At 66.2% G+C, this 13,577-nt stretch carries 14 protein-coding genes; 7 read left to right on the forward strand and 7 right to left on the reverse strand.

Translation table 11 applies throughout. From position 1 onward, the window contains the following. From QM618_RS11255 to QM618_RS11270, 4 genes are all read left to right on the forward strand, one after another. Positions 1-319 (forward strand): hypothetical protein (locus QM618_RS11255; RefSeq protein ID WP_428099006.1); only part of this gene is annotated, 319 nt, incomplete at its 5' end. 125 nt (positions 320-444) lie between these two features. Then, positions 445-1,524: an NAD-dependent epimerase/dehydratase family protein gene (locus QM618_RS11260; protein ID WP_428099011.1), complete on the forward strand. Its 1,080-nt coding sequence runs from the start codon at positions 445-447 to the stop codon at positions 1,522-1,524. Continuing rightward, the gene (locus QM618_RS11265; RefSeq protein ID WP_428099014.1) at positions 1,521-3,278 is read left to right on the forward strand and encodes a CDP-glycerol glycerophosphotransferase family protein; all 1,758 of its coding nucleotides are present in this window, start codon (positions 1,521-1,523) and stop codon (positions 3,276-3,278) included. The genes QM618_RS11260 and QM618_RS11265 overlap by 4 nt, the downstream gene beginning before the upstream one ends. Beyond that, positions 3,275-3,988, forward strand: coding sequence for an IspD/TarI family cytidylyltransferase (locus QM618_RS11270; RefSeq protein WP_428099018.1), 714 nt, complete (start codon positions 3,275-3,277; stop codon positions 3,986-3,988). The genes QM618_RS11265 and QM618_RS11270 overlap by 4 nt, the downstream gene beginning before the upstream one ends. Here the strand turns inward: QM618_RS11270 and QM618_RS11275 are convergent. Further along, entirely contained in the window at positions 3,985-4,971 is a 987-nt protein-coding gene (locus tag QM618_RS11275) for a malate dehydrogenase (protein WP_428099023.1), read from the reverse strand. The genes QM618_RS11270 and QM618_RS11275 overlap by 4 nt on opposite strands. A 29-nt stretch (positions 4,972-5,000) precedes the next feature. Continuing rightward, on the reverse strand, positions 5,001-6,218 hold the full coding sequence (locus QM618_RS11280) for an NADP-dependent isocitrate dehydrogenase (protein WP_428099031.1): 1,218 nt from the start codon (positions 6,216-6,218) through the stop codon (positions 5,001-5,003). Between the two features lie 142 nt (positions 6,219-6,360). On the opposite strand from QM618_RS11280, the gene QM618_RS11285 reads away from it, so the two are divergent. Then, complete coding sequence (locus QM618_RS11285; RefSeq protein ID WP_428099034.1) at positions 6,361-7,179, forward strand: aquaporin; 819 nt, start codon at positions 6,361-6,363, stop codon at positions 7,177-7,179. A gap of 193 nt (positions 7,180-7,372) precedes the next feature. Next, positions 7,373-8,275 (forward strand): endonuclease domain-containing protein, encoded by a 903-nt coding sequence (locus tag QM618_RS11290; protein ID WP_428099038.1) that lies wholly within the window; start codon positions 7,373-7,375, stop codon positions 8,273-8,275. 72 nt (positions 8,276-8,347) lie between these two features. Here QM618_RS11290 and QM618_RS11295 read toward each other — a convergent pair whose 3' ends face one another. The 3 genes from QM618_RS11295 to purN are packed head-to-tail and all read right to left on the reverse strand — an operon-like array spanning position 8,348 to position 10,804. Continuing rightward, positions 8,348-8,614 carry a DUF3017 domain-containing protein gene (locus tag QM618_RS11295; RefSeq protein ID WP_428099042.1) on the reverse strand — a complete coding sequence of 89 codons (267 nt, stop codon included), beginning with the start codon at positions 8,612-8,614 and terminating at the stop codon, positions 8,348-8,350. Position 8,615: 1 nt separating this feature from the next. Next, positions 8,616-10,169, reverse strand: a complete 1,554-nt coding sequence (gene purH / locus QM618_RS11300; protein ID WP_428099045.1) for a bifunctional phosphoribosylaminoimidazolecarboxamide formyltransferase/IMP cyclohydrolase — start codon at positions 10,167-10,169, stop codon at positions 8,616-8,618. Beyond that, positions 10,166-10,804 (reverse strand): phosphoribosylglycinamide formyltransferase, encoded by a 639-nt coding sequence (gene purN, locus QM618_RS11305; protein ID WP_428099048.1) that lies wholly within the window; start codon positions 10,802-10,804, stop codon positions 10,166-10,168. The genes purH and purN overlap by 4 nt, the downstream gene beginning before the upstream one ends. 46 nt (positions 10,805-10,850) lie before the next feature. On the opposite strand from purN, the gene QM618_RS11310 reads away from it, so the two are divergent. After that, positions 10,851-11,276 (forward strand): hypothetical protein, encoded by a 426-nt coding sequence (locus QM618_RS11310; protein ID WP_428099052.1) that lies wholly within the window; start codon positions 10,851-10,853, stop codon positions 11,274-11,276. Here the strand turns inward: QM618_RS11310 and QM618_RS11315 are convergent. Together QM618_RS11315 and sucD are read right to left on the reverse strand one after the other, a co-directional pair. Next, the gene (locus tag QM618_RS11315) at positions 11,266-12,486 is read right to left on the reverse strand and encodes a cell division protein PerM (protein WP_428099055.1); all 1,221 of its coding nucleotides are present in this window, start codon (positions 12,484-12,486) and stop codon (positions 11,266-11,268) included. The genes QM618_RS11310 and QM618_RS11315 overlap by 11 nt on opposite strands. A gap of 197 nt (positions 12,487-12,683) precedes the next feature. Further along, positions 12,684-13,571, reverse strand: coding sequence for a succinate--CoA ligase subunit alpha (sucD, locus tag QM618_RS11320; protein WP_428099058.1), 888 nt, complete (start codon positions 13,569-13,571; stop codon positions 12,684-12,686). Between the last annotated feature and the right edge of the window lie 6 nt (positions 13,572-13,577).

Below are 13,577 nucleotides of genomic sequence, written 5' to 3' on the forward strand. Positions count from 1 at the left end.
CATCGAAAAAGCCATGGCCGAAGGCGTCACCAAAGACGAAGCCTTCCTGTGGAGCGTCTACGAAACCCTCTTCAACGGCATCAAAGGCATCTTCGCCCCCACCAGCGAACGCACCGCCTACACCTACGCAGAACTCGGCACCACCCTGCCCCGCTACGAAGGCACCAGCCCCGCCGCCTACAAAGAGAAGCTGCGCAATAAGGCAAAGCGTGCCAACGAGTACTACAACCGCAAGGGCATCAAGGTGGACGTGCCGCCGAACTCCTTGCCGCGCAAGGTGGTGCGGCGGGCAAAGCGCCTCCTCAAGAAGTTGCGTTGAGGTTGTCAGCCACGCGCCGCGCGTACGTGCGCTCGTGAGCCTGGCACGGTAGCCCACCGCCGGGCGTTGACCTAGAGGCCCCCGCTAGACTTGCGACCAAACCACAGATGGGATCGACACCAACTATGCCTATAGATGGGATCCGCAGCGCCACAAGCGCAATCGTCAACCAGGACATCAGCGAAATCGTCGCTCTTGATCTGCCCTGGGACAAGCTCGCCGGCAAGACGGTCCTCGTGACCGGGGCCGCGGGCATGATTCCGGCGTACGCGGTGTACACGCTGCTTGGCCTCAACGACGCACACGCGCTCGGCATTACGGTTCTGGGCCTTGTCCGCGATCCCGACCGTGCGCGCGCCGCCCTCGCGGTGCCCGCTGACCGCACGGACCTGGTGCTCGTGAAGGGCGATGTGCGCAACCCGCTCGCGCTTGAGCGCCCCATCGACGTGGTGATTCACGGCGCCTCTCCCGCCCGGCCCGCGCTGCACGCGCAAAGCCCCGTAGACACCATTCGCGCGAATGTGCAGGGCGCGTTCACTCTCCTGGACCTGTGTGTGGAGTCCGGCAATGCGCACTTTGTGCTGATGTCCTCGTCTGAGGTCTACGGACAGCAAGCGGACGACGCCGCTCTCGTCACCGAAGACAGCTACGGCGCCGTGGACATCCTCAATCCCCGCGCCTGCTACACCGAAGGCAAGCGCGCCGCAGAGACCATCAGCGTGAGCTACCGCGCCCAGCACGGGATCCCCCTCACGATCGCGCGCTTTGGCCACATCTACGGCCCGGGAATGGCGCTCGATGACGGCCGCGTCCAGGCGGACTTCGCCGCGGACATCCTCGCCGGCAGGGACATCACGCTCAACTCCGATGGCAGCGCCCGCCGCACCTACACGTATGTGGCCGACGCTGTGGCTGGGATGTTCTACGCGCTCCTGGTTGGCGAGGACACGGCATACAACATCGCGGATCGCGATGGTTTCGTCTCGATCAGGGAACTGGCGGAGGCGTTCACCAAGGCTCGCCCCGAACTTGACCTCAACGTGCGCTTTAGCGAGGGCGTTGACGTGTCGAGGTTCAACCCCGTTAAGGGGCTCGGCCTCGACGATTCGCGGCTGCGAGGGCTTGGCTGGTCTCCTTCTGTGGGCCTTGCATCCGGTCTCGATAGGACCCTCGCGTGGCACGAGGAACGGGCGCTCACCGCATGACGACCGCCTCTGTCCCCGTGGAGCCCACAGAGCCTCAGGAGCCACCGGCACCCTCGCTTGCCGTGCGTGTCCTCAACGTCACGTGGGAACGCGTGCACCTCACGATCCACCTGCTCGCTACGCCCGCAATCGGCGCAGACCTTGCCGCGGACAAGCCCGTTGACTTCGAGATCTTCACGGGCGCTCGCGCCTTTCCCGTGGACGTTACGGACCACGGCGATGGTCGCTACGACCTGGTCTTCAATGTGACAACCTTTGTGGATCGCAGAGCCATTCCCAACGGCACGTGGCGCATCCGCGCGGTGATCGACGGCCAGCCAGACGGTGTCGCAACGCTCGAGGCCAGCCACCTCGCGGCGCTCGACGACGCCGCGCGCGTGTTCCTGTACAACTCCAACCGCAGCGCGTACACGGTGTCGTTTGGGATCTCAGAGAACGACATCGAGCTCGAGTTCCAGTTGCGCGTCTACGAGTTCAATCAGCCACCGGGAAAGACCAGCTGGCGCCGGTTCCCCAAGCGCATCCGCAAGGCGCTGCTGGGGCCTAACGCCAAGCGGCGATACGCGAGGTGGATTTACAGTTTCTTCCGGCGCACGATTGGCCCGCGCAAGAACCAGATTCTGTTCGCGTCCGAGCAGCGCGTGGCCATCGAGGGCAACTTGCGCCGGGTCCAGGAGCGGCTCATCGAGCGCGGGCTCGATGAGCGCTTCTCGCTGCGCTACTCCTTCAGGGTGCCAGGCAATTCCGAGTGGAAGACAACCATCCGGATCCTCTACTTGCTTGCCACGAGCGAGATTGTGCTGCTTGACGACTATTTCGCGATGTTGGGCAACATCGAGATAGACGATCGCACCAAGGTGATCCAACTGTGGCACGCGGGCAGCGGATTCAAGGCCGTTGGCTTCAGCCGCTTCGGCAACGCGGGATCGCCAAAGCTCAGCAACGCGCACCGCGCCTACACGTACGCGATCACGGGCTCCGAACACTTGGTGCACGTCTACTCCGAGGCGTTCGGCATCGAGCCCGCAGCGGTGATCCCCACAGGCCTTCCGCGCGTCGACTGGTTCCTCGATGAGGCGCGCACCGCCGAGTTCACGAGCGAGTTCTACGCGGAGTACCCGGCGCTCAAGGGTAAGAGGGTCATCCTCTTCGCCCCCACCTTCCGTGGACGCTCCATCAAGTCCGCGTTCTACGACTACGACCTCATCGACTTCGCGAAGCTCTACGAGCTGTGCGGGCCGGACACCGTGGTGCTGTTCCGCATGCACCACTTCGTGAGCACGCCAATCACGATCCCTGCCGAGTATGCGGACCGGTTCTTCGATTTCACCAAGTACCCGCGTGGGCTCGATCTGCTGCATGTCACTGATCTGCTGATCACCGACTACTCGTCAATCATCTACGAGTACTCGCTGCTGGACCGCCCCATGCTCTTCTTCGCCCCCGACAAGGTGAACTACGCGGCCACGCGTGGCTTCCACAGGGACTTCGACGAGACCGCGCCCGGCCGGGTTGCCATGACCTTCGACGAGGTTCTCGACGCCATCCGCGACGGAGAGTTCGAGGTGGAGAAGGTCGCTGCCTTCCGTGCGGAAAACTTTGACCGCGTGGACACGGGGGCCGCCGATCGCGTCATCGACTGGCTGTTGCTCGCTGACCCCGCGCCCTCGGCTGGGCGCGCGGCTCACGCCACCACGCACGCCGACGACGCAGAATTGAACGAGGAGCGCAACCAGGAGGACGAGGGCTTATGAACATCGCGGCGATCTTTGCGGGCGGCATTGGCTCCCGAGTAACCTCGGCAACCCTTCCCAAGCAGTTCCTGCAGATCCACGGCACGCCGTTGATCGTGCACACCATCAACCACTTCCAGTACCACCCAGAGATCGACGGCGTGGTCGTCTCCATCCTCCCCGAGTGGCGCAATCACTTCGCCGAACTCGTGACCCGGTACAACCTCACCAAGGTGCGGTGGATCGTTGACGGTGGCGCCACAGGCCAGGAGTCTCGCCACCGCGCGCTACTCGCGATCGAGAACGAGGTGCCCGGTGACACGGTGGTGCTCATGCACGACGGCGTGCGCCCCCTCATCACCGCAGAGCTGATCTCGGAGAACATCCGAACGGTGAAGGAACGCGGCCCAGCCGTCACCACCACCAAGGTCACGGAGACGATCATCGAGGCACGCGGCGACGTCATCGATCAGGTCATGCCGCGCGAGTTCCTGCACATCGCCCAGGCCCCCCAGAGCCTCACCCTTGCTACCGCGCTCGAGGTCTACAACAATGCGGTTGCCGACGGCGAGGACAACTCGATCGACACGGCAAGCCTGTTGCAGCGCTACGGCCACACCATCCACACTGTCGAGGGCCCGCGGTCAAACATCAAGATCACGACCGTCGAGGACTTCTACATTTGCCGGGCCCTGTTCGACGTCATCGAACACAACCAGATCGGCGGTTAGAGCAGCCCAAGCTCCCGCACGGCGTCGCGCTCCTCAACGAGCTCAGCAACCGACGCGTCAAGCAGTGAGCGCCCGTGGTCGGTGAACTCGAGCCCCTGGACGATCTCCCATTCGCCGCCCTTTGACGTGGCTGGGAATCCGCTCACGAGGCCCTCAGGCACACCGTACGAGCCGTCGGACGCGACGCCGACCGAGACCCACGTGTCCGCGGGGGTGCCGAGCACCCAGTCGCGCACGTGATCGATAGCCGCGTTGGCCGCGGAGGCCGCCGAGGAAGCTCCCCGCGCGTCGATGATCGCAGCGCCGCGCTTTGCCACGGTGGGAATGAACTCCTGGTCAATCCACGCCTCGTCGGCGATGACGTCCTCTGCGCGCCGAGCGCCGATGCGCGCGTAGTTCGTGCCGGGGAACTGCTTGGCGGAGTGGTTGCCCCAAATGGTGACGTTCTTCACCTGCCCGACGCTGGTGCCGGCCTTCGCTGCCAGCTGGGCAAGCGCACGGTTATGGTCCAGGCGCATCATGGCCGTGAAGCGGCTGTCAGGCACATCAGGGGCGTGCGCCGACGCGATGAGCGCGTTGGTGTTGGCGGGGTTGCCCACCACGAGCACCCGCACATCGTCAGAAGCGCCCGCGTTGATTGCCGCGCCCTGCGGGCCAAAGATGCCGCCGTTGGCTGCCAACAGGTCGCCGCGCTCCATGCCGGCCCCGCGCGGACGTGCCCCCACGAGAAGTGCCACGTTCACGCCATCGAAAGCCGGCGTCGGGCTGTCAAAAATGTCAATGCCGTCAAGGAGCGGGAACGCGCAATCCTCGAGCTCCATCGCCGTGCCCTCCGCAGCCTTGACGGCGGCGGGGATCTCCAGCAGGCGCAGGCGCACAGGGGTGTCGGGGCCGAGCATCGCGCCGGACGCGATGCGGAACAGCAGGGCGTAGCCGATCTGGCCGGCGGCGCCCGTGACGGTGACGTTGACTGGGGAGGTCATTGGTTGCTCCGTTGCAAGGGGTGTGGGGTCTAAGCGAGACGAGTAGCGAGACGCTCGTCGAGCGTGGCGAGGAAGCCCTCGGTGGTCTCCCAGCGCTGGTCTGGGCCAACGAGGAGAGCGAGGTCCTTGGTCATGTGGCCGTCCTCGACGGCCTTGATGATGACGTCCTCGAGGGTCTCGGCGAAGCCGATCACCTCTGGGGTGCCGTCGAGCTTGCCGCGGTGCTTGAGGCCGCCCGTCCACGCGAAGATTGACGCGATGGGGTTGGTGGACGTGGGGTTACCCGCCTGGTGCTGGCGGTAGTGGCGCGTGACGGTGCCGTGCGCCGCCTCCGCCTCGACGGTCTTGCCGTCTGGGGTCATGAGCACGCTCGTCATGAGTCCAAGCGAGCCGAAGCCCTGGGCAACGGTGTCGGACTGAACATCGCCGTCGTAGTTCTTGCACGCCCACACGTACCCGCCCTCCCACTTCATGGCGGCGGCCACCATGTCGTCGATGAGGCGGTGCTCGTAGGTGATGCCTGCGGCCTTGAACTGGTCGGCAAACTCTGCGTCAAAGACCTCCTGGAAGAGGTCCTTGAACTGGCCGTCATAGGCCTTGAGGATCGTGTTCTTGGTGCTCAGATACACCGGGTAGTTGCGCTGCAGGCCGTAGCTGAAGGACGCGCGCGCGAAGTCCCTGATGGACTCGTTGAAGTTGTACATACCCATCGCGACGCCGCCGCCCTCAGGCATCTTCACCACCTGGTGCTCGATGGGCTCGCCGCCGTCGTCAGGCGTGAAGGTGATCGTCACCGTGCCGGCGCCGGGAACCTTGAAGTTGGTGGCCTTGTACTGGTCGCCGTGCGCGTGACGGCCGATCACGATGGGCTTGGTCCAGCCCGGCACCAGCCGGGGGATATTGGAGATGATGATGGGCTCGCGGAACACCACGCCGCCGAGGATGTTGCGGATGGTGCCGTTGGGGCTCACCCACATCTTCTTCAGCCCAAACTCCTCGACACGCGCCTCATCAGGGGTGATGGTGGCGCACTTGACGCCAACGTTGTGGCGTTTGATGGCGTTGGCGGCGTCGATCGTGATCTGGTCGTCGGTGGCGTCGCGGGACTCGATGCCGAGGTCGTAGTACTCGAGGTCGATGTCCAGATAGGGATGAATCAGGCGGTCCTTGATGTTCTGCCAGATGATTCGCGTCATCTCGTCGCCGTCGAGTTCGACGACGGTTCCCTCGACCTTGATCTTCGACATGGGTGCTCCTAGCGGGCGCGAGTGGTTTCTGGGCACAAATCTAGTCCACGGTTGACGTCCCAGCTTCCCGCCCGACGCTGGGTACAGGTGGCAGGATGGCTTGCGGTGGGGCTCGTTCCCCACCTCCAACCAAGGAGGAAGTATGTCCGAGACGCCCGCGGCCGACGCCGCCGAAGAGTTCACCGAAGAACTCGACAACGACATCTGGGCCGACGAGCCCTCAGGCCCAAGCCTCATCGGCCGCATGCTGGCCGAGGTCGCCGGCACGTTCATCCTGGTACTGCTCGGTGTCGGCACGGCGCTGCTGATGGCGACCGGGGACAACGGCACGCAGACCGTTGGCCTCGCGTTCGGTACCGCGGTCATCATCTCCGCGGTCGCGTTCGGTGCCATCTCGGGCGCCCACCTCAACCCCGCCGTGACGATCGGTGTGTGGCTCGCTGGCCGCTTCCCTGGCCGCGACGTGGTGCCGTACATCCTCGCGCAGGTCATCGGCGGTCTGTTCGCCGGTGGCGCGCTGTTCCTGTTCATCTCCTCGCACCCCACGGTGGACAACGCCAAGGAGATCTACTCCGGCGCGTCCATCGGGTTCGGCGATCACTCGCCGTCCGGATTTGGGCTTGGCGTTGGCCTCGCGGTTGAGGCCGTCGCTACGGCGCTGCTCGTACTCGTGGTGCTCGCGGCGACGTCGCGCATCGCGAACGCCGCCGTGGCGCCCTTCGCGATTGGCCTCACGCTCGCGGCGCTCGTCGTGTTCGCGATTCCGTTCACGAATGCGGGCCTCAACCCTGCCCGCGCCACCGCAACGGCGCTGTTCTCCGACAGCTGGGCGCTGACCCAACTGTGGGCCTTCTGGGTGGCGCCGATCGTCGGTGCCGCGATCGTCGGCCTTCTCTACCGCGCGTTCGCGCCCGTCGAGGAGATCGAGATCATCGAGACGATCGAGGTAGTCGAGGCCTAGCCCCCCGCAACCCGACAGGGGCCCGGCGCCACAGCGTCGGGCCCCTTCTTCGTGCCCAACCCCTCTTATGTGTGCGTGGGAACCACCTTGAGCACTGTCACCCGCCGCATGTGTGTCTCACCACCACGCGAGTTATCCACAGATCTGGCTGAAGCCGCGAAACCACATGCACTGTCCCTGTACCTATATCTCTATGTCCACTGGTGCTGCCAACGAACTCGCTGAGGCCTTGTCTCGCGACGTGCGCGCTTGGCGCGGAGAGGACTTGGCGCACCTTTGGTCCGCGGCCGCACTGCGCTCAGCCCTACGGGCGGGCTCGGTCGCGAAGATCCTGACGGGGGTGTACGCCTCCGCGCTGCACGCAGACTCGTTCATCACGCGCGCACACGCCGCGCAATTGTGGTGCGGTCAACCTTCGGTCGTCATCGGAGCTGGGGCCGCGTCCGTATGGGGACTGTGCGACACCCCGGACACCGTGGTGCTTGGCACGACGTACTTCACTCAACGCGCATGCCCCGAGTGGCTAGCGTTTCGCAGGTTCGGCGCGGCCGTGCCGAGCGTCCCATGGCACTCTCTCGCCGTGGCCACGCCCGCGTGGGCGGCTGTCACTGCGTATGAACGCGCAACGGTGCGTGACCGTGATCAGTTCCTCTATCGGGCCGGGCAAAGCCGACACACGAACGCCGCCGAACTTCTCGCCGCCGCCGACAGCATCGGTCGCCTCAGAGGCAGAGACCATCTGAAAGTCGTGCTGTCGGCGATTGCGCGGGGCTCCGAGAGCCACCTCGAGACACTCGCCTTGCGCACCGTCTTCAATACCTCGTTCTTCGCCGACTTCCTTCCGCAACACTGGGTGCGCACCGCCGGTGGGCCGTTCCGACTCGACACGTACCACGCACCCTCCAAGACCGCGGTAGAGCTTGACGGCGCAGGCGACCATTCCAAGCCGGAGCAACGGCAGTACGACATAAACCGGGATGTCTACGTCGCGCGCGAGGGCATTCTCACGCTCCGGTTTAGCAAGCGGGATATCGAGGAACGCGCAAGGGAGTGTCGCGAGTCGATCAAGGCTGTCGTGAACGTCAGGTCGCACTAGAACGCGACTGCCACGCACACACAGGGCAGGTGACAGCTACGGAAGTGGCGCTGACGCACACATACCCGGGGGTTAGCCCAACGGGGTGGTCATTCCCAGCAGCATGAGCGCGGCGCCAAGGACCCCAAGCACCACCACGTCCACGATCCGCGAGCGCACGGCAAACGCCTGCTGCTCCGGCGTGACGAAACGCGCCACAGCGCCCGCGATCGCGAACGCGCCGAGGAGCAACACCGCTGCACGCGCGTTCACGAGCACGCCAACCAGCACGATCGCGAGCCCGCCAAGGGGCGCGAGCACCGCGATGCGGAGCGGCGCGAGCGAGGGCGTCTTGGCCATGTCAGTGGAAGAAGTGCCTGGTACCAGTGTGATAGAGGGTGACGCCGGCAGCCGCGGCCGCCGCAATCACTTCTTCGTCGCGCACCGAGCCGCCCGGTGACACCACGGCGCGAACGCCCGCGTCGATGAGCACCTGCAGCCCGTCCGCAAACGGGAAGAACGCGTCGGAGGCGGCGACGGAACCCTCGGCGCGATCGTCGGCGCGCGTCACCGCGAGCCTGCACGAATCCACCCGGTTGACCTGCCCCATACCGATTCCCACTGCGGCGCCGTTGGCCGCGAGCAGGATCGCGTTGGACTTCGCGGAGCGGCACGCACGCCAAGCGAACGCGAGGTCGGCGAGCGTCGCCTCGTCCGCGGGCGAACCAGCGACGAGCTGCCAGTTGCGTGGATCGTCGCCGTCGGCGTCGAGGCGATCGGCGCGCTGCAGCAGAATCCCGCCCGCGATGTGCCGCACGTCGGATCCGCTGGGGGTTCCCAGAACCTCGAGCACGCGCAGGTTCTTCTTCGCGGACAGGATCTCGAGCGCCTCTGGCTCATAACCGGGCGCTACCACCACCTCGGTGAAGATGGGCGCGATGGAGCGCGCGGCATCGGCCGTGATCACACCATTAGCAGCGATGACGCCGCCGTACGCGGACACGGGGTCCGTGGCGTGGGCGCGCGCGTGCGCCTCCGCGATCGTGTCACCCACCGCAATGCCGCACGGGTTTGCGTGCTTGATCACCACAACAGCGGGCTCGCTGAAGTCGTGGGCTGCGCGCCACGCGGCGTCCGCGTCCACGTAGTTGTTGTACGACATCTCCTTGCCCTGCACCTGTCGGGCCCCAGCCAGCGCGGTGCCGCCGTGATCGTCGGTGTACAGCGCCGCGCCCTGGTGCGGGTTCTCGCCATAGCGCAGCGCCGCAACCCGAGTGCCGCTGAAGCCCACCCAACCGGGGAAGCCGTTCTCGCCGTCGGGCGCTACAACGTTGCCCATCCACGAGGCGACCGCGATGTCATAGGTGGCCGTGTGGCGGAAGGCCGCGGCAGCGAGCGCTTTGCGCTGCTCCAGCGTGAAGCCGCCCGACGCTACGGCGGCCAAGGCGTCGTCGTAGGCCTGGGGGGTGGTCAGGACGGCGACGCTCGGGTGGTTCTTCGCGGCGGCGCGCACCATCGACGGGCCGCCGATGTCGATCTGCTCCACCACCTCGTCTTCGCTCGCGCCGGACGCGACAGTGGCGGCGAATGGGTAGAGATTCACCACGACGAGGTCGAACGGCGCAACCCCAAGGTCCTCGAGCTGCTGGACGTGGTCAGGGAGGCGGCGATCCGCGAGGATGCCCGCGTGGATGCGCGGGTGCAGCGTCTTGACGCGGCCGTCGAGGCACTCGGGGAACTCGGTGACGCTCTCGACGGGCGTCACCGCGAGGCCGAGGTCAGCGATCCGCTGGGCGGTAGAGCCCGTCGAGACGATCTCGACGCCAGCCTCAACGAGGCCGCGCGCCAACTGCTCAAGTCCCGTCTTGTCGTAGACGGAAATGAGCGCTCTACGTACAGGGATCTGGTCTGTCATGGGGTCTCCTTGTTGGCTGTGAAGCTGGCGCCAATGCGAACGGTGCGGCCGTCCACGTGCCACCCGTCGCGCAGCATGCGCCCTACGGTGTCGGCTACCAACCGCCGCTCGACGAGCTTGATGCGCTCGTGGAGGGACTCTTCGGTGTCGTCATCCTCAACCGCGACGGCGGCCTGGGCAACGATGGGGCCGGTGTCGACTCCGGCGTCGACGATGATCACGGTGCACCCCGTCACCTTGGCACCGCCCGCGAGGGCGTCGCGCACGCCGTGCGCGCCGGGATACGCGGGCAGCAGCGCGGGATGCGTATTCACCATGCGCCCCCCAAACTGGTCAAGCGCCGGCTGGCCGAGGATGCGCATGAAGCCCGCGAGCACAACGAGGTCGGGGGTGAAGCTGGCAATGGTTCTGGCGATTGCCTGGTCCCAGACGGAGCGGTCAGGAAAGTCGTTGAGGCGCACCACGGCGGTGGGAATCCCCGCGGCGGATGCGATGTCGAGGCCCGCCGCGCCGTCGCGATCTGCGATGACCGCGGCGATGCGCGCACCGTACGCAGGGTCCTCGGTGGCCTCGAGGACTGCCTTCATGGTGGAGCCCGCCCCAGAGATGAGGACGACGACGCGAGCTGGGGCCACGCGAAGAGCCTAACGGTGCGCCGTCGATGGCACCTACGCTTAACCCATGACCCCCACGTCCACTCCCGAACGACCCACGCTGCCGAAGCCGTTGCGTCGTGACGCCATCTGGACGTTTGCCCTGCTAGGAGCCAGCGCGCTGTTGTGGGGCACCGGAGTGCCCACCCAGTTCCTGGTGCTCCTGACGGGGCCAGCAACCATTGGCTTTGCGATCTCCGCGCTGCTTAATTCGCGCGGCGTGGACGCCGTTGCCGGAATCCGCATCTGGCTGTGGATCGCCATCGGGATGGGCGGAATGATCCTGCTTGGCGGCTTTGGACTTGTTCTTATGAAGGGGCCGACGGAGGAGTACCAGGCGTGCATGGATAGGGCCATCACCCAGTCAGCAAAGCGCGAGTGCGAGACGCAGTACAAGGAAGCCCAAGAGGAGCTCCTCAAGCGGTATCAGAACTACGGCGTCACTACGGGGTAGCTACCGGCTCTGGATCGGGGACAACGCTGAGGCGCGGCGCGGTGTCGCGGCCCTTGCGCACAAGGCCTCCGAGGAGCAGCAGGCCATGGCCAACGCCGTAGCCGACGGCAGCGAGCACGCCAAACAACACCGCAACGGGAAGCACCTCAACGCCCACGAACTCGAGCCTGCCTGGCCCAAGCGCGCCCGTGGCGAGTGCGCCAAGCGCCGCCATTGTGACCGCGGCCGTGGCGACGGCCGCCCCAACGGCGGGCAAGTGCGCCAGTTCGGTGGTGATGCGCCGTCGCAGGGCGATCCGCGCCGCCGCAGCCAGCACCACGATCGCCAGCGGCGCCCACACGAGCCACCCGCCCTCTACCGTTGGCAAGGCGCCAAAGATGGGGAAGGCGGGCACAGCGTCGGCCGCAATCTCTCCGGGCGCGTAACTGGTGCCCTCCCCGACGGAGAAGCCAAGGCCGGTCATCCAGCCCACCATCCAGATGGAGATATTGGGCGCGTACAGCGCCTGCCCAAAGGCCAGCGCAACGCCGCCGAGAGGATCGATGCCAAGGGCAGCGCCTGCCTCCGCGATGCGCCCCCTCCCCAGGTAGGTGAAGGCGGCCCCCACGAGCGCGGCGGCACCGAGGGCGGCGGCAGCGGTGGCCACTCCCAGCCGGAGGCCCCTGCGGAGCGTCGCGGGCACGCGCGGCACCCAGCCAAACTCCGCGCCATACGCACGCCAAATGCCGGCGGCCACCGCAGGTCCCGCGATGAGCAGCGACACGGCCACGGTGCGCGCAGTAGTGGCCGCGAGGTTGGGGAAGCCGCGCATCGCGGCAACCTCAGCGAGCGTCACGAGCCCAACGTAGGTGCCAGTAGCCACCGCCCAGCTGGCCCAGCTCTTGGTGCAGAAGCGCCGCGCGATTGCCGCGATGATCGCCACGCAAAGCGCGGTCATTCCTAGCGGTACCAGGGTGAACGCGACGCCTTCCACGTAGAACGGCACGCCGTGCGCCATGAGCCACAGCCGCACGGACAACTGAGTCACACCCATCCAGTCGATGGCCGCGGAGCCGTTTCCGGTTGGCGCGGCAGCGGCGGCAGCGAAGGCGGGCGTGATAATCACGATCAGCCCAATCACTGCCGACTGCACGCCGGTGAGCACGCCACCCACCCAACCAGGGGCGCCGGCGAACAGCGACTGCAGGCGGCTGCGGGGGTGCTCACTCACCAGGTAATGGTCACCCGAACCCACCCAAGACGACGGCACCGCCGCGCGTGGACCCCACCACAGCGTCGGCCAATCCGCGGCCCTCCTCCACACATTCTGCGTGGCAAAGCCCAGGTAAAGCCGATCTGCCAGGCGTTTTGGCGATGCACCGTGCTAGCCCAACCCCATTTGTGTGGAGCAGCAGCACGATGGGCGTGTCAACTGATCGCGGTGAGTATCTCCCGCATCAAGCGCGCGGTCTCGGACGGCGTCTTGCCCACCTTCACGCCGGCCGCCTCGAGGGCCTCCTTCTTGGCCTGCGCGGTGCCCGAGGACCCGGACACGATCGCACCCGCGTGACCCATGGTCTTGCCCTCTGGCGCCTCGAAGCCAGCAACGTAGCCCACCACGGGCTTGGTCACGTGCTCCCGGATGTAGGCCGCTGCGCGCTCCTCCGCGTCCCCACCGATTTCGCCGATCATCACGATCGCCGTGGTGTCTGGGTCGTTCTCGAACGCCTCAAGGCAATCGATGTGGGTGGTGCCGATGATGGGGTCACCGCCGATGCCAACGCACGTGGAGAAGCCAAGATCGCGCAGCTCAAACATCATCTGATACGTAAGCGTTCCGGACTTGGACACGAGCCCGATGCGACCAGGGCCTGTGATGTTCGCCGGGGTGATGCCCACGTTCGATTGGCCCGGGGTGATGAGTCCGGGGCAGTTGGGGCCGATGAGGCGCGTGCCGTGCGCGGTCGCGTACTCGAAGAACTCGGCGGTGTCCTTGACGGGCACGCCCTCGGTGATGATCACGACGAGCGGCATGCCCGCATCGACTGCCTCGATCACGGCGGCCTTGGTGAAGGCAGGGGGAACGAAGACAACGGACACGTCGGCGCCCGTGGCGGCCATAGCGTCGGCCACCGTGCCGTAGACGGGAATGGTGACGTCGCCGGGGAAGTCCACCTGCTCCCCCGCCTTGCGCGGGTTGACGCCGCCCACGATCGCGGTGCCGGAGGCGAGCATGCGCGTGGTGTGCTTCATGCCCTCGGAGCCGGTCATGCCCTGCACGATGACCTTGGATTGTGCGGTCAGAAAGATTGCCATGAGATA

Source organism: Demequina sp., from assembly GCF_049841215.1.
Lineage (GTDB): Bacteria > Actinomycetota > Actinomycetes > Actinomycetales > Demequinaceae > Demequina.

What these genes read in the sequence shown, in the direction of transcription:
- QM618_RS11260 (WP_428099011.1), top strand. Translation starts at nt 445, where the DNA reads ATGCCTATAGATGGGATCCGCAGCGCCACAAGCGCAATCGTCAACCAG.
- QM618_RS11265 (WP_428099014.1), top strand. Translation starts at nt 1,521, where the DNA reads ATGACGACCGCCTCTGTCCCCGTGGAGCCCACAGAGCCTCAGGAGCCA.
- QM618_RS11270 (WP_428099018.1), top strand. Translation starts at nt 3,275, where the DNA reads ATGAACATCGCGGCGATCTTTGCGGGCGGCATTGGCTCCCGAGTAACC.
- QM618_RS11275 (WP_428099023.1), bottom strand. Translation starts at nt 4,971, where the DNA reads ATGACCTCCCCAGTCAACGTCACCGTCACGGGCGCCGCCGGCCAGATC.
- QM618_RS11280 (WP_428099031.1), bottom strand. Translation starts at nt 6,218, where the DNA reads ATGTCGAAGATCAAGGTCGAGGGAACCGTCGTCGAACTCGACGGCGAC.
- QM618_RS11285 (WP_428099034.1), top strand. Translation starts at nt 6,361, where the DNA reads ATGTCCGAGACGCCCGCGGCCGACGCCGCCGAAGAGTTCACCGAAGAA.
- QM618_RS11290 (WP_428099038.1), top strand. Translation starts at nt 7,373, where the DNA reads ATGTCCACTGGTGCTGCCAACGAACTCGCTGAGGCCTTGTCTCGCGAC.
- QM618_RS11295 (WP_428099042.1), bottom strand. Translation starts at nt 8,614, where the DNA reads ATGGCCAAGACGCCCTCGCTCGCGCCGCTCCGCATCGCGGTGCTCGCG.
- purH (WP_428099045.1), bottom strand. Translation starts at nt 10,169, where the DNA reads ATGACAGACCAGATCCCTGTACGTAGAGCGCTCATTTCCGTCTACGAC.
- QM618_RS11310 (WP_428099052.1), top strand. Translation starts at nt 10,851, where the DNA reads ATGACCCCCACGTCCACTCCCGAACGACCCACGCTGCCGAAGCCGTTG.
- sucD (WP_428099058.1), bottom strand. Translation starts at nt 13,571, where the DNA reads ATGGCAATCTTTCTGACCGCACAATCCAAGGTCATCGTGCAGGGCATG.